Raw genomic sequence first — 23,963 nt, forward strand, 5'->3', positions numbered from 1 at the left:
ACCGCGGGCGGTTAACAAGTACTCACGGGTGCGCGGCGCACGAGGGCCGCCGCGGCGAGGACGATGACGAGTCCGCCGTAGATGCGGGTGGTGTCGACGAGCCCGACCTGCCCGACGAGGTATCCGGCGACCAGCGCCGGAACGCTGTTGGCGAGGTAGGCGATCACGTAGATGCTCGAGAGCAGTCCCGCCCGCTCGTGTGGTGCGGCGAGCGGCATGACGGTGCGGATGGTGCCCTGGAAGCCGGCGCCGAACCCGATGCCCGCGACCGCGGTTCCTACGAGAATCAAGGGTGCCGAGGATGTTTCGGCGCCGAGCAGGGTGACGGCGACGCCGGCGACGAGGGCCGACGCTCCGACGACCAGGATGCGCCGTGCCGCGACGTTGCGCAGCAGGAACACCGCGAGTGCGCCGGTCCCGGTGAGCGTCGCGACCATGATCGCGCCGATCAGGGACGTGTGCACGTCGAGTGCGTTGCGGGCGAGTGACGGTCCGAGCGACAGGTAGAAGCCGCCGAGCGCCCAGACGGCGATCAGGCACGGTCCCGTGGCGACGAGCATTCTCCGTGCGGTGGACGGGACCGCGAGCGCCGGTCGCATCGACGCCAGCGCGCCCTTCTGCCGGACCGCCGTCTCGGGTGCCGCCCAGATGCCGAGGATCTCGACGACGAACAGCACGAGGAGCACCAGGAACACGGTGCTGGTGGGCCGGGGAAGGTGTTCGCTGATGAGGCTCGATCCGATGGCGCCGAGCGCGAGGCCGGCGGTGGGCGCGATGCTGTTGACGGTGGCGCCGCGTCCCGGTGTGCGTTCGAGGTCGAGGAGGGTGGAACCGAGGGCGCTGATCGCGGCACCGGTCGCGAATCCCTGCACCACCCGGGCGAGCAGCAGCAGTCCGATGCCTTCGGCGGTCGCGAACATGATCATCGAGACCGCCTCGAACGCGAGCGCGGTGATCAGGACGGGGCGCCGGCCGACGTAGTCCGACAACGACCCCACGGTGAGCAGCGCCAGCAGCAGGCTCACGGCGTAGATGCCGAAGACCAGCGTCGACTGCAGCGAAGAGAAGCCCCAGTTCGACTGGTACAGCTCGTACAGCGGTGTCGGTGCGGCGGACGCGCCGAGGAGGGTGGCGATCACGACCGCGACGAGGGTGAAGGCGGCGCCGCGGCGCAGCGCGGGTCGAGAGGTCGGTGGTGCTTCGGGTGCAAGGGTCGGCATGGGCGTACTCCCGGAGAACGTTAAAGCAAAAGGTTTGCGTTAATGGACGCTACGCCGCGGCCATTCTTAATGCAACAGCTTTGCGTTAGCATGGGGTCATGAGTCCGGCTCCAGGTCCACGCCCCGGTGGGCGCAGCGCCCGCATCCAGCAGGCGGTGCACGCGTCCACCCGCAAGCTCCTCGACGAGCGCGACCGAGCAGAGATCACCGTCCCGATGATCGCCGCCGACGCCGGGGTCACCCCGTCGACCATCTACCGGCGCTGGGGCGACATCACCGAGGTGTTCGCGGACGTTGCGATCGAGCGACTGCGTCCCGACGCGCCGCCGCGCGAAACCGGCAGTGTGCGAGGCGACCTCGTCGCCTGGGCACAGGAGTACCTCGAGGAGATGTCCTCGCCGGTGGGGCGGTCGGCGCTGCGTGACGTCGTGATGAGCGGCGACACCAATCCGCTCCAGTGCGCGACGTTCTGCCGCACCCAGATCGAGACGATCCTCGGACGCGGGGAGCCGGCCGGCCCGATTGGTCAGGGCGTGGTCGAGCACGTGATCGACCACGTGGTGGCGCCGATCGTCTACCGCATCCTGTTCGACCTCGATCCACTCGAAGCGGACCGCGTCGAAGTGCTGGTGGATCAGGCACTCGACGCGGCTGTCCGGGTCTGAGCGGTCAGCCGCCCAACTGCTTCTTCAGCGCGTCGAGGACGGCGACGTCCTCGATGGTGGACGGCACCGTGTACTCCTCGTGGTCGGCGATCTGCCGCATCGTCTTGCGCAGGATCTTGCCGGAGCGGGTCTTGGGCAGCGCCTGCACGACCGTCACGTCGCGGAACGTGGCGACGGCGCCGATCTGCTCACGCACCATCGCGACCAGTTCGGTGCGGAGTGTCTCGGGGTCGATGTCGACGCCGGCCTTGAGCACCACGTAGCCGCTTGGCCGCTGCCCCTTGAGTTCGTCGCGGATCCCGACCACCGCGCACTCGGCCACCGCGGGATGACCGGCGACCACGGCCTCCATGCTGCCGGTCGAAAGCCGATGTCCGGCAACGTTGATGACGTCGTCGCTGCGCCCGAGGACGAACACGTACCCGTCCTCGTCGATGTACCCGGAGTCGCCGGTGAGGTAGTAGCCCTCGAACGTGGCGAGGTACGACTTCACGTACCGCTCCGGGTCGCGCCACAACCCGGCCAGGGTCCCCGGAGGCAGGGGCAGGCCGATCACGATGTTGCCCTCGGCCCCGGCCGGAACCACGTTCCCCCCGCCGTCGACGACCTGCACCCGGTACCCGGGGACGGGGACGGTGGGGGAGCCGGCCTTCAGCGGCATGGGTTCGAGCCCGCGCAGGTTGGAGCAGATCGCCCAGCCGGTCTCGGTCTGCCACCAGTGATCGACGACGGGACGGCCCAGGACGCGGGTCGCCCACGCGTACGTGTCGGGGTCGAGGCGCTCGCCCGCCGCGAACAGCGTCTTCAGTGAGGAGATGTCGTACTTCTCGATCTCCTTCGCGTCCGGGTCGGCCTTGCGGACGGCGCGGATCGCGGTCGGCGCCGTGAACAGCGCCGACACACCGTGATCGGAGATCACCCGCCAGAACGCCCCCGCATCCGGGGTCCCGACCGGCTTGCCCTCGTAGAGCACGGACGTGGCGCCGGCCAGGAGCGGCCCGTAGACGATGTACGAGTGGCCGACCACCCAGCCCACGTCGGACGCGGTCCACCACACGTCACCCGGGCCGATGTCGTAGATGTTGCGCATCGACCACGTCAGCGCGACGGCGTGCCCGCCGTTGTCGCGGATCACGCCCTTCGGCTTCCCCGTGGTACCGGACGTGTAGAGGATGTACAGCGGGTCCGTCGCGGCCACCGGAACCGGTTCCGCGGGTGCGGCATCCGCCATCAGCGTGTCCCAGTCGAACCACGCCGCCTCGCCGCCCCGGTAGTCGGCGGCCGAACCGGAAACCTGCTCGCGGTCCTTGACGATCACCGTGTGCGGAGCGGTGGCGGACAATTCCAGCGCCTTCGCCACCATCGGCAGGTATTCGACGGTGCGCCCCGGTTCGAGGCCGCCCGACGCCGTCACCAGCACCACCGGTCCGGCGTCGTCGATGCGGGTCGCGAGTTCCTTCGCGGCGAACCCGCCGAACACCACCGAGTGCACGGCGCCGATACGGGCGCAGGCCAGCATTGCGATCGCCGCTTCGGGGATCATCGGCATGTAGACGATCACCCGGTCCCCGGCCACCACACCCTGGTCCCTCAGGACGCCGGCGAACCGGGACACCTCGTCGAGAAGTTCTGCGTAGGTGTAGGTGCGGGACGCGTCGGGCACCATCGCCGAGTCGTAGATCAACGCCGCCCGGTCTCCGTTGCCGTCGCGCACGTGCCGGTCCAGGGCGTTGAAGCAGGTGTTCAGCGACGCGTCCGGGAACCACCGGTACATCGGGGCGGCGGAGTCGTCGAGCGCCCGCGTCGGTGGCTGCTCCCACTCGACGGCCCCGGCCGCGGCGAGCCAGAATTCCTCGGGACTGTCGGTGCTCCGGCGGTACACCTCGGCGTAGCTGTGGCCATGGTCGTCGCTCGAAGGCGCAGTTCCCGGGGAACTCATCGATGCACGTCCTCTCGTCGTGGTGTGACCCGAAACACCCTATGCGACGTCGGGTGCGCCCGGTCAGACGCCGAGGGAACCGGCGATCATCGGCCAGGAGTTGTGCAGGTCGTCCTGCCAGTAGCCCCACGAGTGGGTGCCGGTGGGCCGGAAGTCGTACGTGGCCGGGATTCCCAGGGCGTTCAGCCTGTCGGCCAGGCGATGGGTGCATTCGTTGGTTCCGGCCTCGATGATGCCGCCCACGATCACCTGATTGGCGAGGACGCCGACATCTCCGTTGATGTCCGGGCCGTTGAGGTTCTCGTGGATGCCGGGCAGCCCGGTGGCGTTGCTGATGTACAGGTCGATGCCGCGTAGCTTCTCGGCGTTGATGACGGGGTCGTTTTCCACCCAGGCGGGGTCGTCGGGCGGTCCCCACATGTTCTCGACGTCTCCGCCGCGGAAGCTGACGACGAACGTGACGTAGTCCCGGCCCGGTTGGGTGCTCGTCTCGGCGCACCCGCTGAACGCACCGACGGCGCGATACAGCGAGGGGGCGGCCTCGGCGAGGCTCAGGACGGACGTGCCCGACATCGACAGACCTGCGATGGCATTGTCACCGTTGGTTCCGAGTGCGGCGTCGACGATCGGCGGAAGCTCCTCGGTGAGGAACGTAGTCCATTTGTTGACACCGAGGACGGGGTCGGGCTTCTGCCAGTCGGTGTAGTAGCTGTAGGCGCCGCCGACGGGGGTGACGACGTTGACGTTCTTGTCGGCGAAGAAGCTGACCACGTCCGTCCGCGCCTGCCACGTCGCCGAATCCTCGCCGCCACCGGCACCGTTGAGCAGGTACAGGGTCGGGCGGGGGACGCTCGTGTCGGCGGGACGGATGACCTCGAGGAGGATCACCTTCTCCATCGCCGCCGAGTAGACGAACATGTTCAGCTGACGGTCGTTGATCTCCTCGATGTGGTCGAGGACGGAGCCGTCCGCCGAGGCCGGCTTGTCGGCGGGAAGGGCCCGCCACTCGTCCGCAGACGCCGTCGCCACCTGACCGAACATGGCAGACGAGGCAATGACGGCGACCGCCAGGAGTGCCCGACAGTGTCCGATCGCGCTCATAGCCGCTCCTCGTGCTTGACTGCGGTGCCCGACAACCGTCCGCTGATATTCGGAAATATTTCCCCTTCACGGTAACCGGCAAACATTCCGCGGGGCGGCTGAACGGACACCGGACTTCGCGTTGCCGCCGGACCTATCGTGGAAGCATGACGCTGCTCGCCGAAGATCTGCTGTTGCTGCTGCTCGACGACGCGTCGGGCAAACCCGTCGTTGACGGGACCAGGTTGCCGCGCGTCCTCGCAGGCGCCGTTCTGCTGGAACTGGCTCTCGGTGACGTCGTCACGCCCGCCGAACCCGGTGAGGACGTGAAGAAGGGCCGCCTCGTCGTCCGGGACGGCGCGTGGCCGCAGGATCCGCTGCTCGCGCGGGCAGTCGATCTCATCGGTAGGTCGAAGCCGCTGAAACCGGAAGCAGCGATCGAGAAGCTCACCAAGAATCTGCGCGACGAACTCGCGAAGCGCATCGTCGACGCGGGATGGGTCCGCGAGGAGAAGGGCAAGGTGCTCGGCATCTTCCCCACCACCCGGTGGCCGGAGGTCGACGGCAGCCACGAACGCACGGTGCGGAACGAACTGGGGGCCGCGCTCCTCGACGGGGTCACCCCCACTCCGCGCACCGCAGCACTCGTCTCGCTCCTCTCCGCCGTCGACGCCGCCCCGAAGCTGTTCCCGGACGCCGACCGTCGCGCCGTGAAGAAGCGGGCGAAAGACATCGCCGAAGGCGACTGGGCAGGCAAGGCCGTGCGCGCATCCGTCGACGCCGTCAACGCTGCCATCATCGTCGCCGCCACCGTGCCCGCCATCGTGGCAGGGAGTGGCTAGAGGCGGGTCCTGTCGGGGTATTTTGGAGCGCATGGGTTTTCGCTAGTGTAGAACACATGTGGCGCTCCTGAGGTTTGTGTGGGCGTCATTTCTACTGTTCAGGGTGGGCTGTTGGACGCAGTGTTCGGCGAGTTGCCGGTGGAATGAGGGAGCTCACGTGTTGGGTCTCTAGATTTCGGGGTTCCTACACCAACCTCAACCCGGAGGACCGCTACACGTGCGTGTCGATCACAGACGACTCCGTCGAGGTCACCGTCAGACTCGCAGCACGCCGTGTGAAGTGCCCATGCGGCTACACGAGCGCCGCTGCCTACGACCACGCGCCGCGGCGCTGGCGCCATCTCGACTTCGGCCGCCACAAGGTGTGGTTGAAGTATCCGATCCGACGGATCGAGTGCCCGACCTGCGGCGTCCGGACCGAGGACATTCCGTGGGCGCGTCCGACAGCACGGCACACACGCGACTTCGAGGACATGGTGCTGTGGTTGGTCACCCGCACCGATCGGACCTCGGTGTCGACCTTGATGCGCTGTGCATGGCGGACGGTCACCTCCATCGTCACGCGGGCAGTCGATGCGTTGATCGACTCGCGCAGGCTCGAGAATGTGTATCGAATCGGAGTCGACGAAATCTGCTACCGGCATCCGCACAAGTACCTCACCATCGTCGGCGATCACGACACCGGCAAGGTCGTCTACATCACCGAGGGCCGAGGCCGAGACTCGTTTTCGGAGTTCTTCGAGCAACAGTCGGCGAAGGAGCGCGACAAGGTGCAGGTGGTGTCGATGGACGGCTCTCCCGCCTTCCGTGCCGCCGCCGAGGATCACGTCCCGCAGGCTCGTCAGTGTATGGACCCCTTTCATGTGATGCAGTGGGTGAACCGAGCATTGGATCGTGTGTTCTCCGACGCGGCGTCTGTTCGCCGGACCTTGTCGATGCAAGCCCCGGAATGGCGTCAAGCTCGCACAGTGTTGCGGCTCGGTAAGAATCGGCTCACCAAGAAACACAAGTCGTTGCTGCGGACGGTGACCGCAGCCGATACCGAGGTCGGGACAGCGTGGCGTCTGAAGGAGCAGTTCCGCGATCTCTACCGCAAGATCGCGCCCCGGAACGCTGCACGGTATCTACGGCGGTGGATCGAAGAAGCGCGGTCCTGCGGGATCGATGCGTTCGTACAACTGGCGCGCATGATCGACAAGAAATCCGAGCAAATCTGTGCAGCAATCGAGTTGGGGATATCCAATGCCCTTATCGAGGGGATCAACTCGAAGATCAGACTGATCAATGCCCGCGGTTACGGTCATCATTCAGCGGAATCACTCAAGGCGATGATCTATCTCAATCTCGGCGGAATCGAGGTAAAACTGCCCACACAAACGTAAGGAGGGGCACATGTTCGATACGGGGGTATTGGATCGGGGGATTAGCGAGACGGTCTGCTGTCTCGCCGACGCGGAATCCGACGTGGGTCTGGTCGAGTTGATCCGTGAGTCTTTCGGCGCAAACCCGGTCGTCCAGGGCAGGGTGAGCCGATCTGGATTTGTCGGACCATGGGGTTAGTGTCTGGGTCATGGCGGGGCGGGTGGTGAAGCGGGCGTTCAAGTACCGTTTCTATCCGACTGCGGTGCAGGCAGATCAGCTTGCTCGGACGTTCGGGTGCACCCGGTATGTCTACAACCGGGCGTTGGCCGAGCGGACGCGTGCCTGGTCGCAGGAGCAGCGGCGGATCACATACGCGGACACTTCGACGATGCTCACCGGATGGAAACGGGACCCCGAGACGGAGTGGTTGGCGGAGCCGTCGAAGGGGCCGCTGCAGGAATCGCTGCGGCAGTTGCAGGGCGCGTTCGAGAGGTTCTGGCGCAAGCAGACCCGCTACCCGCAGTTCAAGAGTAAGGGCCGGTCGAAGGATTCGGCGACCTACTTCTCGAACTGCTTCACCTACCGGGGCGGGCAGCTCCGGTTGGCCAAGCAGTCCGAACCCCTGGACATTCGGTGGTCGAGGCCGCTGCCGGAGGGGGCCGTGCCGTCGCAGGTGACGGTGTCGCGTAACGCTCGCGGGCAATATCACATCTCGATCCTCGTCGAAGACGTGATTCCCGAGCTCGAGCCGGTCGATCGGGTGGTCGGGCTCGACGCCGGGATCACGAGCCTGTACACGCTCTCGACGGGGGAGAAGATCGCCAACCCGCGCCACGAGCGCACGGACCGTGTGCGGTTGGCGAAGGCGCAGCGGACGCTGGCCAGGAAGGAGAAAGGGTCCCGTAACCGGGCCAAGGCCCGACTGAAGGTCGCGAAGATTCATGGCCGGATCGCCGATCGGCGCCGCGATTATCTGCACAAACTCTCTACTCGACTGGTGCGCGAAAACCAAGTGATCGCCGTCGAGGATCTGAGTGTGCGGAACATGGTCAAGAATCGGTCGTTGTCTCGGGCGATCTCGGATGCGGGCTGGTCCGAGTTCCGGTCGATGCTCGAGTACAAGGCCGACTGGTACGGGCGGCGGGTGGTGGCGGTCGACCGGTTCTGTCCGTCGTCGAAGACCTGCTCGGTGTGCGGGGAGGTCGCGTCGACGATGCCGCTGAATGTGCGGGAGTGGGCGTGCCGATGCGGCGCGGTCCATGATCGGGATGTGAATGCGGCGAGGAACATTTTGGCCGTCGGACTGGCGGTGGCAGCCTGCGGAGACGGTGTGAGACCACCCCGCACATGACGTGTGGGGAGGCGACTGTCGGTGAAACAGGAACCTCGGGACGCGAGTCCCGCGGGGAATCTCGGTCGTTCACGGCCGAGAGGAAGTCAACGCAGAGCTGTTCGTGCGCCGCACTGCCGAGATCGAGTCCGACGGGGCATGGACGTCGACCGCGCACGAAGTGGTCGAGGCCGAGATCGGTGCCGCACTCACCATGGGGCGAGCGGCGGCGGGTCGCCTGATCGGCCTGGGCATGTCGCTGCGCACCCGGTTGCCTGCGACCCGCGAGGCCATGGCGCGCGGCGATCTCGACATGTACCGGGTCCGCCTGATCGAAGACGCGACGGCAAACGTCACCGACGACCGGATCGGCGAGGTCGAACATCAACTCCTCGAACAGGTTCTGGCCCCACCACGGACCGGTGGAACCGGGTTGACCGGCCGCAGGCTGACCAACGCGGCCAACCGCATCATCGCGAGGCTCGACCCGGCGGGGGTGCGGGCCAAGCGGGAGAAGGCGCAGGCCGACAGGTTCGTCGGAGTCAGCGCCGCCGAGGACGGCATGTGCCGCATCCTCGGATCCGTCCCCGCCGTGCGGGGCCGGGCATTCGACGCACGGTTACGCGAACTGGCGAACACCGTGTGCCCGAAAGATCTTCGAACCTACGAACAGCGACGGGCAGACGGACTGTCCGCGCTCGTCGATGGTGCCGCGTACGTGAAATGCGAATGCGGGCAGCGCGATTGCAGTCAGGATTCGCGCATCGTGCCCACGGCGCGCAAGCCGCTCGTGCACCTGATCATGCTCGACTCCACGCTCGCAGGTAACGACGAACCGGGCTACCTCGACGGCTACGGAATCGTCGACGCCGCACACGCACGTGAGATCGCAGCCGACGCCGACGTCGAACCGGTGCGGCCACCGAGCGTCACCGCGGCGACCACGTACCGTCCCGGCACCGTTCTCGACACCTGGCTGCGGGTGCTGGCCGGCGGGTGCGAATGGTTGCACTGCGATGTCGCGGCCTGGAACACGGACCTCGATCATCATCGGCCGTTCGACCATTCCGATCCCGCCGCCGGAGGTCCGACGGTGGCCGGGAACCTGACCGCCTACTGCCGAAACCATCACCGGCTCAAACATTCCGGTCACTGGCACGTGGACGCCGAGGGCGGAATCGAGATGGTAGCGCCCACCGGACATCGATACCGGCCGCGGTCCCCGGGAATCCTGGGCGCACGCGAGCGTGACCGAGTCGCTGACCCCGCTTCCCGCCGCCGCACCCGTGCGCAGAACACTGCGGCACGGATCCGGGCCGAGCGCCGCCGACGGCAGGCACGCCTGGACGCGGTGCGGGGGCGGTCGCCCGGCGAACGCGTACCCGAGGCCGACGCGACCGAAGAGCCCGCACCGTTCTGACCGGCGGTGATTGCGGGCTCACCGCCTGTGCGCCGAAAAGGGTTACCGTGGAATATAGGTGGTTAGCAAGAGTAAAGAACTGTCAATGCGATTGCTACGGTTCGGACTCGGTTGGCCGCCTCGCAACTGACCATGCGCCGAAGGACGAGCGCCAGCGACAGTCGGAGGAACACATGTGCGGAATCACCGGATGGATCTCGTTCGACCGCGATCTACGCGCCGAACAGTCCACCGTGGATGCCATGGCCGAGACGATGAACTGCCGGGGGCCGGACGATCGCGGTACGTGGGTCGTCGAACATGCGGCGCTCGGGCATCGACGGCTCGCGATCATCGACCTGCCGGGCGGGCATCAGCCGATGAGTGCGGACACCCCCGGCGGACCCGTCGCGATGGTCTACTCCGGGGAGGTGTACAACTTCGGTGAACTGCGCGAGGAACTGTACGGGCGCGGTCACCGGTTCGCCACGCACTCCGACACCGAGGTGGTGCTCCACGGATATCTGGAGTGGGGGGAGGCCGTCGCGGAGCGCCTCAACGGCATGTATGCGTTCGCCGTCTGGGATTCGCGGACCGACACCTTGGTGATGATCCGCGACCGCATGGGCATCAAGCCGTTCTACTACTACGAGACCCCCGACGGGGTGCTGTTCGGTTCGGAACCCAAGGCGATCCTTGCCAATCCGATCGCCGAGCCGACTGTCACGATGGACGGGATCCGTGAGCTGTTCGCGTTCGTGAAGACGCCGGGCCACGCCGTCTGGGACGGCATGCGTGAGGTGGAGCCCGGCACGGTGGTCACCGTCTCGCGTGCCGGCCTGCGCACGCACCGGTACTGGACCCTGCAGACCCGCCCGCACACGGACGACCGGGACACGTCCGTCGCGCACGTCCGCGAACTGCTCGACGACATCGTGCGCAGGCAACTGGTCGCCGACGTGCCGCGCTGCACGCTGCTGTCCGGTGGTCTCGACTCCTCGGCGATGACGGGCATAACCGCCGGGCAACTCGCCGAGGTGGGGGAGACGGTCCGCACGTTCGCCGTCGACTTCGTCGGGCAGACCGAACATTTCGTCGCGGACGAACTGCGGGGCACCCCGGACACTCCGTACGTGCACGACGTGGCCCGCAGGTCCGGAACCGCGCACCAGGACATCGTCCTCGACTCCGACGACCTGGCGGATCCCGCGGTGCGCGCGAAGGTCATCCGGGCACGCGACATTCCCATGGGCCTCGGCGACATGGACGCGTCACTGTACCTGCTGTTCAAAGCGATCCGTCAGCACTCCACCGTGGCGTTGTCGGGAGAGTCGGCCGACGAGGTGTTCGGCGGGTACAAGCAGTTCTTCGACCCGAAGGCGCAACAGGCGAACACCTTCCCGTGGCTCGTGCAATTCGCCGAGCACTTCGGCGACGAGAGCAACATCTTCACCCCGGACGTGACGGCGGGGCTGCACATCGACGACTACGTGCAGGATTCGTACGACGCGGCGATATCCGGGATCGACCGGCTGGACGGCGAATCCGACTTCGAATGGCGGATGCGCAAGATCTGCTACCTGCATCTGACGCGTTTCGTCCGGGTCCTCCTCGACCGCAAGGACCGCGCGAGCATGGCTGTCGGACTCGAGGTGCGGGTGCCGTTCTGCGATCACCGGCTGGTCGAGTACGTGTACAACACGCCGTGGTCGCTGAAGACGTTCGACGGCAAGGAGAAGTCGCTGCTGCGGGCCGCGACCAGGGATGTGCTGCCGCAGTCGGTGATCGACCGCGTGAAGTCGCCGTACCCGTCCACCCAGGACCCGAAGTATGCGGTGGCGTTGCAGCAGCACGGCAAAGATCTGCTCGGCGACCCCTCGCACCCGGTGTTCGGTCTGGTCAGCGCGGACTGGCTGTCGCGGGCGGTGTCCGTCGGCAGCCCGCAGATCACTCAGGTGTCGCGCCGCGGACTCGAGCGCACGCTCGACCTCGCGTTGTGGATGGACATGTACAAGCCGACCATCAAACTGTCCTAGCCGAGGCCGTGACCCAGCCCGAGGTTCCGGTAGCGGGCGAGCCTGGCCGCGAAGCGCTCGCTCTCCGGAACCCCGGTCAGGGCGCGGAGTTCCCGGGAGATGGCCTCGCCGACCCGCTTGGAGAAGTCGACGGCCTCGTCGGCGGCGTCCGGATGCTCGGGAATGATGGCGTCGATGACGCCGTCCCGCAGCAGGTCGAGGGAACGGATGCCCTGGGCGGCCGCCATCTCGGGTGCGTGGGTGGTGTCGCGGTGCACGATGGCGCTGGCACCTTCGGGTGGCAGCGGGGCAAGCCACCCGTTCTGCGTGGCGAGCACACGGTCGGCGGGCAGGAACGCCAGCGCCCCGCCGCCCGTGCCCTGACCGAGCAGAACGGACACGGTCGGCGTCTTCAACGTCACGAGGTCGGAGATGCAGCGCGCGATCTCGGGGGCCAACCCGCGCTCCTCGGCCTCCTGGGACAACGCCGCACCGAGAGTGTCGATCACGAGGACGAGGGGGATCTGCAACTCCTCGGCCAACCGCATGCCGCGGCGTGCCTCGCGGAGGGCGGCGGGCCCCATCGTGTTCAGCGCCGACTGGCCGGCGCGGTCCTGGCCCAGCAGCACGCACGGCGCGCCGCGGAAACGCGCCAGCGACAACAGCACCGTCCCCTCGGTCTCGCCCTGACCGGTGCCGCTGAGGGGCACCTGCTCGGTGGCCGCGTGCCGCAGCAGGTGGCGGATGCCGGGCCGGTCGGCGCGCCGCGACAGCATCACCGACTGCCACGCGGGCACGTCGGGGATGTCGACGTCCGCCACCGGTTCGGTGGCGGGGGCCGGTGCCGGCGGATCGATCAGCACCCGCAGCGCCCGATGGACGAGCCTGCGCAGGCGGGTCGCGGGGACGACGCCGTCGATGACGCCGTTGCGGTACAGGTTCTCGGACGTCTGCACCCCTTCGGGGAACTTCTCGCCGTACAGCGCCTCGTAGACGCGGGGCCCGAGGAACCCGACGAGCGCACCGGGTTCGGCCACCGTGATGTGCCCGAGCGAGCCCCAGGACGCGAACACACCGCCGGTGGTGGGGTTCCGCAGATACACCAGGTAGGGGAGATGCGCGGCCTTGTGGGTGGCGACGGCGGCCGCGATCTTCACCATCTGCACGAACGCGACGGTGCCCTCCTGCATGCGGGTGCCGCCCGACGTCGGGGAGGCCAGCAGGGGGAGGCCCTCGCGGGTGGCGCGTTCGATCGCGGAGACGATCCGCTCGGCGGCGGCCACACCGATCGAACCGGCGAGGAACGCGAACTCGCAGGCGATGACCGCGACCGGGCGACCGCGGACGGTGCCGACGCCGGTGATCACCGATTCGTCGACACCCGACTTCTCGGCGGCCTTCTGCAGGTCGGCGCGGTACTTCTCGTTCGGCCGCGCGTCGACGGGCGTGGTGTCCCAGGAGACGAAGCTGCCTGCGTCCAGTACCAACTCGAGCACGTCGTGGGCGGAGATCTTGGCGGCCATGGACCTGAGAGTAACGGTCGGGCCGGGGCGGCAGATGTCTGCTACGACGGGTGACGGTCGCAAGCGCGGGTGGAACAAGGCAAAAAACGCCGGTACGGCTGTCACGGTGTCTAGAGTCAGGTGAGTTGACGCAGGCCGGGTACGAAAACGACGACACTTTCCCCGAGTGGAGCAGTCATATGGACCTCAATACCATCACCGATGTCGTGCGGCGCCCACCCGACCGGCCGGGTCCGCAGTGGCGGGAGGGCGACGCGTGGCTGGCCGGGGGAACGTGGTTGTTCTCCGAGCCGCAACCGGGCCTGCGCAGGCTCGTCGATCTGACGGCGCTCGGCTGGGATTCGCTGGTGCCGAGCGATGCGGGTCTGGAGATCGGGGCGACGTGCACGGTCCGTGACCTGTATGCCTTTGCGCCGCCGGGCGACTGGCTCGCCGGCTCGGTGTTCGCAACGAGCTGTGAGGCGTTCCTGGCGTCGTTCAAGGTCTGGAATTCGGCGACGGTGGGCGGCAACATCTGCATGTCGCTGCCGGCGGGCCCGATGATCACGATGGCCGTCGCGCTCGAGGCGACGTACACGCTGTGGGCGGCCGACGGGTCCGAACGCACCGTGGACGCCGCCGACTTCGTCACGGGCAACCACGAGAACGTCCTCGCGCCGGGTGAGATCCTGCGGCGCATCGACATCCCGATCGGCGCCCTGCGCAAGCGTCACGCGCACCGCCGGTTCACGCTGACCCACCTGGGCAGGTCGACACTGTTCATGATCGGCACCCGGTCGCCCGATGCCGACGACCTGCTGCTCACGATCACGGCGGGCACCACCCGTCCGATCCGGTTCGCGTTCGACGCCGTGCCCGACGCCGGCACGCTGCAGCAGAGTATCGACGCGTTGCCCGAGGACGTGTGGTTCGACGACCCCAACGGCACCCCCGACCACCGCCGTCACCTCGCGAAGCATTACGCCGAGGAGATCCGGACCGAACTCGCGGCAGGAGGTCGGCGATGACGTACACCGTCAACGGCAGGACGTTCGACGAGGAGCCGAATCCCGGGCAGTGCCTGCGGACGTTCGTGCGTTCGCTCGGTCATCACGGTGTCAAGAAGGGTTGCGACGCAGGCGATTGCGGCGCGTGCACGGTGTGGCTCGACGGCGATCCGGTGCACAGTTGCATCACACCCGCGTTCCGGGCCGAAGGACGGGAGGTGACCACCATCGAGGGCCTCGGTTCGCCGGACGACCTGCATCCGCTGCAGCGGCAGTTCCGGGACGCCCCCGGGTTCCAGTGCGGATTCTGCACCGCGGGGATGATCATGACGTCGGCGACGTTCACCGACGCGCAGAAAGCCGACCTGCCTCGCGCGCTGAAGGGGAATCTGTGCCGCTGCACCGGCTACCGCGCGATCGAGGACGCCGTGAACGGTGTCGCCGCGATCGAGGTCGCCGAACCGGGCCGGGCCGTCGGCGCCAGCGTCGGGGCGCCCGCGGCCACCGACGTCGTCACTGGCCGCGCCCGATTCACGATGGACACCGAGATCGAGGGCCTGCTGCACATGAAGGTGCTGCATTCGCCGCACGCCCATGCCCGCATCGTCTCGATCGACACGACCGCGGCGCTCGCCGTCCCCGGAGTGCACCGCGTGTACACGTGGAAGGACGTGCCCCGGAAGCTGTACACGACCGCGATCCACACCGATCACCTCGTCGACCCCGACGACACGTACATCCTCGACGACACGGTCCGCTTCGCCGGACAGCGGGTGGTCGCGGTGGTGGCGGACACGGTCGGCGCCGCGGAGGAGGGCTGCCGCAGAGTGGTCGTCGAGTACGACGTGCTGCCTGCGGTGTTCGACCCGGAGGAGGCGATGGCCGACGGCGCACCGCAATTGCACGGTTCGGACGACCCGTTCGTTCAGGACCCCGTGCGCAACATTCTGCTCGAACTGCACGGTGAAGTGGGGGACGTCGAGGCCGGGTTCGCCGAGGCCGACGTGATCCACGAGGGCACGTACTTCACGCCGCGGGTGCAGCACGCGCATCTCGAGACGCACGGGTCGATCGCCTGGATGGGGGACGGCCGCCTGCACGTGCGCACGAGTTCGCAGTCGCCGTCGATCGCGAAGGTCAAGCTGGCTCACCTGTTCGACCTGCGTCCCGACCAGCTGCGGGTGTTCTGCGAGCGGGTCGGTGGCGCGTTCGGCGGCAAGCAGGAGGTGATCACGGAGGATCTGGTTGCGCTCGCCACCCTCGACACGGGCAGGCCGGTCTCCCTCGAGTTCACCCGGGAAGAAGAGTTCACGACGGCGTCGCCGCGGCACCCGATGAAGCTGACGGTCACACTCGGCGCCCGGTCCGACGGCACACTCACGGCGTTCCAGGTGCGCAACGTGTCGAACACGGGCGCGTACGGCAACCACGGGGGCGAGACGCTGTTCGCCGCCGGCGCCGCGATCTCGACGTACCGGTGCCTCAACAAGAAGTTCGACGCGTACTCCGTCTACACGAACACCGTGCCCAGCGGGGCGCTGCGCGGGTACGGCATGACGCAGCCCGCGTTCGCGGTCGAGTCCGCCATCACCGAACTGGCGGTCGCGCTGGGCATCGACCCCGTCGAGTTGCGGCGCCGCAACATCGTCCGCCCCGGTGACTCACTGGTGGCGATCGACGACGGGCCCGACGACGTCGTGTTCGGGGAAGACGGGCTCGGGCAGTGCATCGACCTCGTGGACGCCGCACTGGGACGGACCGGGAACGGGCAGGTGCCGGGCGAGGAGTGGCTCGTCGGCGTGGGCACCGCGTGTGGGCTGCACGAGACCGCGCCCCCGACCGAGCACATCTCGGAGGCGTGGGCGACGCTCGGCGACGACGGCGTGTACGAACTCGCCGTCGGCACCGTCGAATTCGGTGAGGGGACGTCAACGGCGCACGTGCAGATCGCGGCCACCCAGCTCGGCACCACGCCGGCGCGGGTGCGTCTCGTTCAGTCCGACACCGACCGCACGGGTTTCGACACGGGCGCGTTCGCCAGTGCGGGCCTCTTCGTCGCGGGTAACGCCGTGTCGCAGGCGTCGGAAGCGCTGCGCACCCGCATCCTGGCGTTCGCCGCCGCGCATACCGGGGTCGACGTCGCGTCCTGTTCGATGGACGACGATGCGGTGCTCTGCGACGGCACACGGGTGCCGTTGACCGAACTCCTCGACGCCGCCCGCCCCCGCGGCATCCGGTTCACGGAGGCGCGGAAGGCGTACGGGTCGCCGCGCAGCGTCGTCTCCAACGCCCACGGTTTCCGCATCGCCGTCCACCGGGTGACGGGCGAGATCCGCATCCTCGACAGCGTCCAGGCCACGGACGCCGGGGTCATCATCAACCCGGTGCAGGTGCGCGGCCAGATCGAGGGCGGCGTCGCCCAGGGCATCGGATTCGTGCTGACCGAGAACTTCCACGTCGACGACAACGGTGTGATGACCAACCCCAACTTGCGCAACTACCGCATCCCCACCTTCGCCGACGTTCCCCGGACCGAAGTGCTGCTGGTCGATTCTTCGGACTCCGTCGGGCCGATGCGTGCGAAGGGAATGGCGGAGTGCTGCATCAACCCGGTGGCGCCTGCTCTGGCCAACGCGCTGGAAGACGCGACGGGCGTGCGCTTCCGCGAATTGCCGCTCACCCCCGAACGCATCTACAGCCGCATCGGCGAGAACCGATCGGTTCCGACGACCTGAACCGTGAGGAGAGGGCGATGGACACCGAGAAACCCACCGAGAAGGTCGCCGGCAGCGCCGCGACGGTCATCATCGGCCAGAAAGTGCGTGCCGGTTCCGAGGAGGCCTTCGAGGCGTGGCAGCGGGAGATGAACGCGGCCGCGTCCCGCTACCCCGGATTTCTGGGCGCCGAGATCTCCGCACCCACCGCCGTGCAACCGGACTGGGTGGTGGTCTACCGCTTCGATTCCGTCGCCCACGTGCAGGCGTGGATCAACAGCGCCACCCGGCAGAACCGGCTGGACGCGGGGCAGCCGTACTTCGACGGCCCCGCCACCCAGCAGGTCATCACCGGCGGCGGTGTGCGGGAGGCGGATCCGCTCGTGACGGTGGTCGTGACGCACCGTGTCCGTCCGGAACACGTCGACGACTTCCTCGCCTGGCAGGACCGACTGCGTGTGGAGGAGAGCAGGTTCGACGGCTTCCGCGGGAGCGAACTGTTCCGCCCCGTCGAAGGTGTCCAGGACGAGTGGACCGCGCTGTACCGCTACGACAACGCCGCCGACCTCGACACGTGGCTCACCTCGGCGACACGTCGGGAGCTGCTCGCGGAGGGGGAGAAGTTCCACGACTTCGAACTGCGCACCATCGACAACTCGTTCGGCAGCTGGTTCGCGTTCGACGAGAACGGACACGAGGCGCCGCCGCCGTCCGAGACCAAGACGTCGATCGCGGTGTGGGTCGGCCTCTATCCGACGGTCGTGATCCTCACCCTCGTGCTGTCGCCGCTGAAGATGCCGCTGTGGCTCGGCCTGCTCGTCGGGAATCTGCTGTCCAGCTTCATCATGAGCTTCGTGACGATGCCGTACTACGTGAACCGGATACTGGGGCACTGGCTGCGGCCTGCCCCGGGCGTTCCCGAAGCACGGACGAACCGTCGAGGGCTCGCCGTCGTCGTCGGGGCTATGGTGTTCTGGGTCGTCGTCTTCTATCTGGTGACCACCCAGTTCTGGACCCTGCCCTGACACCGAGAGAAACGGGTGCCACATGTCAGCCTCGGAAATCCGAGTGAGCCGAACGATCGACGCGCCCGCGAGCGCGGTATGGAATGTCCTCACCGACCTGGACAACGCGGAGTCGGTTCTGAGTGGCGTGGAGAAGCTCGAGCGGCTGGACTCGACGAAATACGAGGTCGGCACGCGGTGGCGTGAGACCCGGGTGCTGTTCGGCAAGTCGTCGTCCGAGGAGATGTGGGTCGCGGAGATCGACCCGGAGAAGCGCACCGTGGTGAAGGCGTCGTCCCGCGGCGCCGACTACACGACGGTCTTCACCCTGGCCCCCGCCGGCGACGGCACCACCCTGACGTTTCACTTCTCGGCGGAAGCAACCGGCATGGGTGCCTTTTCACGTTTCCTGATGAAGGTGTTCGGTTCGTTCGCACTGAAAGCCACCACCAAGATGATCCGTCAGGATCTCGACGACATCGCGGCCGCCGCCGAGAAGCGGACCGCCTGACACCGGCATCTACCGGCCGCCGAGCGGCACGGACCCCTGCGTCGCGGGGAGCGCAGGCAGCGTGCCCAGGGGCAGCGGCACCAGCGTCGTGGCCTGCGGGTCGGGGCGTCCCAGCCCGAACTTGCGCACCTCCGCCCCGCCCGGCCCGGCGCCGCTGACGAGCAGGTCGGCGCCCGTGGTGGTGCTGGTCGTGGCGACCTGCACGCCGCTGCCGGGGGTGCCGCCGGCGAACGGTGCGAACGACGCGATCTGCGTGAACACGACGTCGCTGGAGTGGTGGTCCGGGCTCTCCAGATACATGCCCGGCTCACCGTCGAGGCGTGACCCGCTCGACCACACCCGGACGGTGCCGTCGCCGCCCAGCATGCCGGTGACGATGCTCTTCGCTCCGCCCTCGGCTCCGGCGACCCACCCCGTCGAGAGGGAGACGCCGCCGAGGTAGTTCTCGTCGAAGGCCAGGAACTCCGACGTCGTCCGCGGTCCGCCGGTGTGGCCGGCGTGCTCGTCCGCGGTGCCGTCGGCCTGCGCCGCGGCGGTGGGCTCGAACAGGTCGTACCGGAACGTCTTCACGCGAGGCGCCTCTCCCGGCCCCGGGGCGGTGACGATGCTCGCCCGGCCCGAGGCGGTGTCGACCAGGCCGGTGGCGACGGTGACCCCGGACTGCGAACCGGGGTAGGGGGTGAACGTCGAGAACGTCTCGGGTGCCGCGCCCTTCTCCGTCGGCAGGGTGGACGAGAACACCGTCACCTGCGTTTCGGTGCCGGGTCCGGTGCCGACGATGATGTTGTCGGCCAGCGCGTTTCCGTCGATGTCCGCGCCCGCGACGTTCACGCCCCCGCGGAAGCCGGTGTCGAACGGGGCGAACCGGGTCAGCTCCGCGGTGAACGGGCCGGAGCCGACATCGTTGCCGTCGTACGCGACGACCTCCGGCGCGACGCCCGCACCGGTCCCGGCGACGAGGTCGAGAATCATGTCGCCGTTGACGTCGGCCATCGCGACCGTCGGGGCGCCCTCGAACGCCGGGAACGGGGTGACGGAGGCGATCACCTTGTCGCCGTTGCCGTCGTGGACCTGCACGGTGGCGGGGGTGCCCGGCGTTCCCGGGACCGCCACCGCGTACGTCGACACCTCGGGGATCACGTTGACGGTGGCCATCAGCCCGTTGTCCTCGTGGTTGAGGCGGTGGCAGTGGATCACGAAAGTGCCGGTGTATTCCGTGAATTTGGTGCGCAGCGTCACCGATGCCGGCACCAGCGGATTCTCGTTCGCGTCCGTGACGGGCGCGGGCACGTTGACGTTGTCCTCACCCCACGGCTGCACCCCGGTCCGGGTGCCTGCGATCGGATCGACGATTTCCATCACCTGGAAGTCGTTGACGTGGATGTGCATCGGATGCTCGTCGTTGTTGAGGTTCGTGATCGTCCATTCCTCGACCGAATTGAGGCGCGGCTGGATCAACGGGATGTTCGGGAACGTGTTGTCGTCGAATTCGTACGTGAACGCCTTCGGGTCGCTGTTGCTGGCCTTCTCGTTGCCGAACCCGCCGGACACCGTGAGGGTGCGCTTCACGTCGGGTGTCATCACCGACGTGTCCACGAACGACGTGTACGCGTCGAGGTTCTGGCCGGGTTCGAACGGCGTGGTCCGCCCTTCGCCGCTGTCGGGAGTGACGTGGACGAGAGTCTGGGTGGGGAAGGTGAAGAAGCCGTCCGCGTAGCTGATGACGGACGGGTCGACGGTCACCGTGCCCAGTTCGGCCGGCGGGTTGCCGGTGCCGTTGTTCGTGTAGAGCACGCCGGGATTGGTGACGGGTTTCGCGCCGTCCAGCGGCGGCATGTCGAGCACCAGATCGCCGGTGTCCGGCATCGTCACCGCGATCGCGTACCGCGACCCCGGCGGGATGACGAGCCGGGTTCCGTCACCGCCGACCGGCCGCTGCACCTGCGTGAAGGGGTTGCCGTCCTGGCCGACGATCGAGAACTGGGGATGCGTGCCCGTCGCGGTCTCGGTGAGCCGGAGCGGCATGTACGCGAAGTCGCTGATGTTGGCCAGCACCCAGATCTCCGTCTGGCCCGGCTTCAGCTTCAGCTCCGGCTGGAACTGCCCGTTGATCGTGTACTGCACGTCGCGCTCGTTGTCGGGTAGCGACGGATCGGCGGGCACGTTCGTCGAATCACTGCGGAAACTCTGCAGATTGCCCGGCACGAACTGGTTCTGACCGCGATGATTGGCCGGGGACAGCGGACCGGCATACCAGTTGGTGACGTACTGGGCCCCCTCCGTCGTCTCCGAGAAGTTCACGGGCGCCAGGCTCGGCTCGTACGTGCCGTCGGCGAGCTCGGTCCCCTCCGGCGGCTTCAGCGTGCTGACGAACTGCGGCCAGTTCGGGTCGTTCAGCTGGTGGCCGTTGCCTTTACGGTCGAAGACGAAGTTGTACTGCAACGCCATGTCGCGGATGGGGACGTCGTTCTGCGTCACCAGGGGAAGGTTGCCGTCGGGCCTGCCGATCTCCAGCAGTCCCGCGAGCCCCGCATACGTCTGCTGCGCGGTCATGGTGTGACGGTGACTGTGGTACCAGTACATGCCGTTCGGCATGTCCTTCGGGACCGCGTAGTCGTAGACGTTGCCCATCCCGGCGGGGATGTCGAGCAGCACGTTGTCGGCGTTGCCGTCCGGGCTCACGTGCAGACCGTGGGTGTGCAGATTCAGCGGCGCGGACTCGAGGGCCGGCGGATAGATCGGGACGTCTCCGCCCGCCGGTGTGAACGCGGGGTCGTAGAAGTCCTCGATCGTCAGGTCCCGCAGATCGTTGTCGTAGTGGATGATCAGGCGCTCGCCCGGATCGACGCGCAACGTCGGCGCCGGGTAGACGTCGTCGCCCGTGGTCGAGCCGTTCGAACTGGTGCCCTGCAGAACCTCGTATCCGAAGACCAGGAAGCCGGACACCGGCTCCGACACGGTGTCGAGGTCGACGGTGCCCTGGTGGGCCGACAGCCGGACCTCGAGCACCCCGTTCTCGCTCGACAGCCTGACCGGCTCTTCGAAGGCGACCGGGGTGCCGTCGGGGCCGGCGTTGCCACCGCCCGCAGTGGTCGGCTCGTCGGACGTGCATGCCGTCAGCATCAACGTCATGCACCCGACCACGGTGACGGCGAGGGCGACGAGCGGCTTCCTGCGGCGGACGACCATGGTGTTCCCCGTTCCGAAACGGCAGCTGAGCAGCATCGATCGACGATTCGAAGACTACCCGGGGAACTTGGGCGGGCGCCGGGAATTCACTACCTCCCGAGCGCCTCCTTCCAGGACACGACCTTGCCGATCCGCAGGATCGAGCGTTGGTAGATCTTCGCGGCCAGCACGCTGAGCGCGGCGGTCACCGCGAGCATCAGGGCGATGGTGACGACGACCTGGACCGGGGACGCCACGCCGGCGGCGATGCGCAGCGGCATCAGGATCGCGGAGAACGGCGGAATCCAGCTGAGCACGTTGCTCAGGGTGCCGTCCGGGTTGCTCACCGACGAGAAGGCGCTGAAGAACATGATCACGATCAGAACCATCAGCGGCGACGCAGTGGCATTGACATCCTCCTGCCGCGACACCATCGACCCGGCCGCGGCGTAGAGGACGGCGAAGAACGCGAATCCGAGCACGAACCAGCCGAGCGTTCCGGCCAGCACCCCGAGCGCGGTCCCGGTCACGGTGAGCACGCCCGTCGCGAGTCCGGCCGCGACGCCGGCCACACCGTAGGCGGTCAGCTGGACGAGTCCGACCGCGCCGATGCCGATCACCTTGCCCCACAGCAGTTGCAGCGGCCGCAGCGTCGACAGGAGCAGTTCCACGACGCGGCTCGACTTCTCCTCGACCACACCCATCGCCACGTACATGCCGAACATCATGATCTGCATGTACAGCAGGACGACCACGGCGACGGACAGGGCGACGCGCTGCCCCTTCTCCGGGTCGGGCGGGTCGAGAGCGTCGACGGTGACGACCGCCCCGCCGGTCGCGGCGGCGAGTTCCGCGGGGTCCACACCCTGCGCGGCGAGGGCGCCGGCCTGAGCCTGCTGCATCACGGCCGCGTCGATCACGGTGCGAAGCCCGGAGCTCAGCTCGGATTCGGTGACGGCCGTGACCGATCCGCCGGTGCCCGGAATCAGCGCGACGTCGAGGTCACCGCTGCCCACCTGGTCCCGTGCGGCCTGTTCGCCGGCCGCCGGGACGACGTCGACCGGGGTGCCGGTCGCGTCACCGGTCGCGACGAGAACGGGCGCGAGCGACTGGTCGCCGACGAGTCCGATGGTCGCCCGGTCTTCGTCGCCGCCCGAGAACAGCGAATACGCGACGATGCCGCCCACGATGGCCAGCAGGATGATCACGTTGCTGATGACGAAGCTCTTCTTCGCCACCTGGGTGAGGAATTCGCGGCGGGCGACGAGGCCGATCGCGCGGGCGGGGCTCAGTGGGGCACTCATGCCGTGACCACCTCTCGGAACAAATCGGTCAGAGTGGGCCTGTGCAGCGAGAATTCGTGCACCGGGCCGGTTTTCAGGGCAGTATGCAGGACCAGCTGATCGTCCACGTGGTCGTCGAGCGACAGCAGCGTGCGGCCGTCGAGGTGACTGATCGTGGTGACCCCGTCGAGGTGATGGGCCCAGCCCACCGGCGCCTCCGGCGCGTGGACCTCCAGTTGGGCCTTGCCTGCGCCGCGCAGTTCGTCGACGGTGCCGACCGCACGCATCCGGCCGTGGCTGATGATGCCCACGCGATGGCACAGGCGCTGGACGAGTTCGAGCTGATGGCTCGAGAAGATCACCGGCACTCCGGTGTTCGCCTTCTCCACCAGTACGTCGCTCATGACGTCCACCGCGACGGGGTCGAGCCCGGAGAAGGGTTCGTCGAGAACCAGCACCGCGGGGTCGTGGACCAGCGCGGCGGCCAGTTGGACGCGTTGCTGATTGCCGAGCGAGAGTGCGTCGACGGTGTCGCCGACACGGTCCGCGATGCCGAGTCGCTCGGTCCAGCGGGCGACGGCGTCCCGCGCCGCGGAGCGGGAGATGCCGTGCAACTCGGCGAGGTAGGCGAGTTGCTTGCCCACCTTCATCTTCGGATACAGCCCGCGTTCCTCCGGCATGTAGCCGATGGTGCGCCGCACGTCCAGGTCGACCGGATTGCCGCCCAGCCGGACCTCGCCGGAATCGGCGGACAGAACGCCCAGCGCGATGCGCATGGTGGTGGTCTTGCCCGCGCCGTTGCTGCCGACGAAACCGAAGATCTCACCGGGGCGGACCTCGAAGGACAGGTCGTCGAGTGCGACGACGTCACCGTACCGTTTGGAGATGCCGTCGATCGTGAGGGTGTGAGACATGGGTCCTT

At 67.8% G+C, this 23,963-nt stretch carries 17 protein-coding genes; 10 read left to right on the top strand and 7 right to left on the bottom strand.

Annotated features, from left to right (window positions below; genetic code table 11):
* Positions 1 to 11 precede the first annotated feature (11 nt).
* On the bottom strand, positions 12 to 1,220 hold the full coding sequence (locus tag ACFU5V_RS09080) for an MFS transporter (protein ID WP_378698567.1): 1,209 nt from the start codon (positions 1,218 to 1,220) through the stop codon (positions 12 to 14).
* Positions 1,221 to 1,318: 98 nt separating this feature from the next.
* Between ACFU5V_RS09080 and ACFU5V_RS09085 the strand changes: the two genes are divergently transcribed.
* On the top strand, positions 1,319 to 1,885 hold the full coding sequence (locus ACFU5V_RS09085; protein WP_378698569.1) for a TetR/AcrR family transcriptional regulator: 567 nt from the start codon (positions 1,319 to 1,321) through the stop codon (positions 1,883 to 1,885).
* A gap of 4 nt (positions 1,886 to 1,889) precedes the next feature.
* Here ACFU5V_RS09085 and ACFU5V_RS09090 read toward each other — a convergent pair whose 3' ends face one another.
* Both ACFU5V_RS09090 and ACFU5V_RS09095 read right to left on the bottom strand, forming a co-directional pair.
* On the bottom strand, positions 1,890 to 3,824 hold the full coding sequence (locus tag ACFU5V_RS09090) for a propionyl-CoA synthetase (protein WP_378698571.1): 1,935 nt from the start codon (positions 3,822 to 3,824) through the stop codon (positions 1,890 to 1,892).
* Positions 3,825 to 3,887: 63 nt separating this feature from the next.
* The gene (locus ACFU5V_RS09095) at positions 3,888 to 4,925 is read right to left on the bottom strand and encodes an alpha/beta hydrolase (RefSeq protein ID WP_378698573.1); all 1,038 of its coding nucleotides are present in this window, start codon (positions 4,923 to 4,925) and stop codon (positions 3,888 to 3,890) included.
* A gap of 146 nt (positions 4,926 to 5,071) precedes the next feature.
* Between ACFU5V_RS09095 and ACFU5V_RS09100 the strand changes: the two genes are divergently transcribed.
* The 5 genes from ACFU5V_RS09100 (at position 5,072) to asnB (ending at position 11,873) form a co-directional block, all read left to right on the top strand.
* On the top strand, positions 5,072 to 5,746 hold the full coding sequence (locus tag ACFU5V_RS09100; protein ID WP_378698575.1) for a GPP34 family phosphoprotein: 675 nt from the start codon (positions 5,072 to 5,074) through the stop codon (positions 5,744 to 5,746).
* Between the two features lie 221 nt (positions 5,747 to 5,967).
* The gene (locus ACFU5V_RS09105; protein ID WP_378698577.1) at positions 5,968 to 7,128 is read left to right on the top strand and encodes an ISL3 family transposase; all 1,161 of its coding nucleotides are present in this window, start codon (positions 5,968 to 5,970) and stop codon (positions 7,126 to 7,128) included.
* 188 nt (positions 7,129 to 7,316) lie between these two features.
* Positions 7,317 to 8,459: an RNA-guided endonuclease TnpB family protein gene (locus ACFU5V_RS09110; protein ID WP_378698579.1), complete on the top strand. Its 1,143-nt coding sequence runs from the start codon at positions 7,317 to 7,319 to the stop codon at positions 8,457 to 8,459.
* Positions 8,460 to 8,517: 58 nt separating this feature from the next.
* The gene (locus ACFU5V_RS09115; RefSeq protein WP_378699067.1) at positions 8,518 to 9,858 is read left to right on the top strand and encodes a DUF222 domain-containing protein; all 1,341 of its coding nucleotides are present in this window, start codon (positions 8,518 to 8,520) and stop codon (positions 9,856 to 9,858) included.
* A 173-nt stretch (positions 9,859 to 10,031) separates the two neighbouring features.
* Positions 10,032 to 11,873, top strand: a complete 1,842-nt coding sequence (gene asnB / locus ACFU5V_RS09120) for an asparagine synthase (glutamine-hydrolyzing) (RefSeq protein WP_378698581.1) — start codon at positions 10,032 to 10,034, stop codon at positions 11,871 to 11,873.
* Here asnB and ACFU5V_RS09125 read toward each other — a convergent pair.
* On the bottom strand, positions 11,870 to 13,375 hold the full coding sequence (locus ACFU5V_RS09125; protein ID WP_378698583.1) for a carboxyl transferase domain-containing protein: 1,506 nt from the start codon (positions 13,373 to 13,375) through the stop codon (positions 11,870 to 11,872). The two genes, asnB and ACFU5V_RS09125, sit on opposite strands and share 4 nt — an antisense overlap.
* A gap of 179 nt (positions 13,376 to 13,554) precedes the next feature.
* On the opposite strand from ACFU5V_RS09125, the gene ACFU5V_RS09130 reads away from it, so the two are divergent.
* Genes ACFU5V_RS09130 through ACFU5V_RS09145 form a run of 4 tightly spaced genes read left to right on the top strand, consistent with a single transcriptional unit; the run spans position 13,555 to position 18,590 of the window.
* Positions 13,555 to 14,382, top strand: coding sequence for an FAD binding domain-containing protein (locus tag ACFU5V_RS09130; protein ID WP_378698585.1), 828 nt, complete (start codon positions 13,555 to 13,557; stop codon positions 14,380 to 14,382).
* A complete protein-coding gene (locus ACFU5V_RS09135) occupies positions 14,379 to 17,096 on the top strand; it encodes a molybdopterin-dependent oxidoreductase (RefSeq protein ID WP_378698587.1) in 2,718 nt (905 codons plus the stop codon). Before ACFU5V_RS09130 ends, ACFU5V_RS09135 begins: the two co-directional genes overlap by 4 nt.
* A 17-nt stretch (positions 17,097 to 17,113) precedes the next feature.
* Entirely contained in the window at positions 17,114 to 18,100 is a 987-nt protein-coding gene (locus ACFU5V_RS09140) for an antibiotic biosynthesis monooxygenase (protein WP_378698589.1), read from the top strand.
* A 22-nt stretch (positions 18,101 to 18,122) separates the two neighbouring features.
* Positions 18,123 to 18,590, top strand: a complete 468-nt coding sequence (locus ACFU5V_RS09145) for an SRPBCC family protein (protein ID WP_378698591.1) — start codon at positions 18,123 to 18,125, stop codon at positions 18,588 to 18,590.
* 9 nt (positions 18,591 to 18,599) lie between these two features.
* Here the strand turns inward: ACFU5V_RS09145 and ACFU5V_RS09150 are convergent, their stop codons facing one another.
* The 3 genes from ACFU5V_RS09150 to ACFU5V_RS09160 all read right to left on the bottom strand — a co-directional run bounded on the left by ACFU5V_RS09150 (position 18,600) and on the right by ACFU5V_RS09160 (position 23,955).
* Positions 18,600 to 21,779, bottom strand: coding sequence for a multicopper oxidase family protein (locus ACFU5V_RS09150; protein WP_378699069.1), 3,180 nt, complete (start codon positions 21,777 to 21,779; stop codon positions 18,600 to 18,602).
* Between the two features lie 89 nt (positions 21,780 to 21,868).
* Entirely contained in the window at positions 21,869 to 23,062 is a 1,194-nt protein-coding gene (locus ACFU5V_RS09155) for an ABC transporter permease (protein WP_378698593.1), read from the bottom strand.
* Complete coding sequence (locus ACFU5V_RS09160) at positions 23,059 to 23,955, bottom strand: ABC transporter ATP-binding protein (protein ID WP_378431825.1); 897 nt, start codon at positions 23,953 to 23,955, stop codon at positions 23,059 to 23,061. The genes ACFU5V_RS09155 and ACFU5V_RS09160 overlap by 4 nt, the downstream gene beginning before the upstream one ends.
* Positions 23,956 to 23,963: the final 8 nt, after the last annotated feature.

The organism is Rhodococcus sp. NPDC057529, assembly GCF_042802055.1.
GTDB lineage: Bacteria > Actinomycetota > Actinomycetes > Mycobacteriales > Mycobacteriaceae > Rhodococcus_F.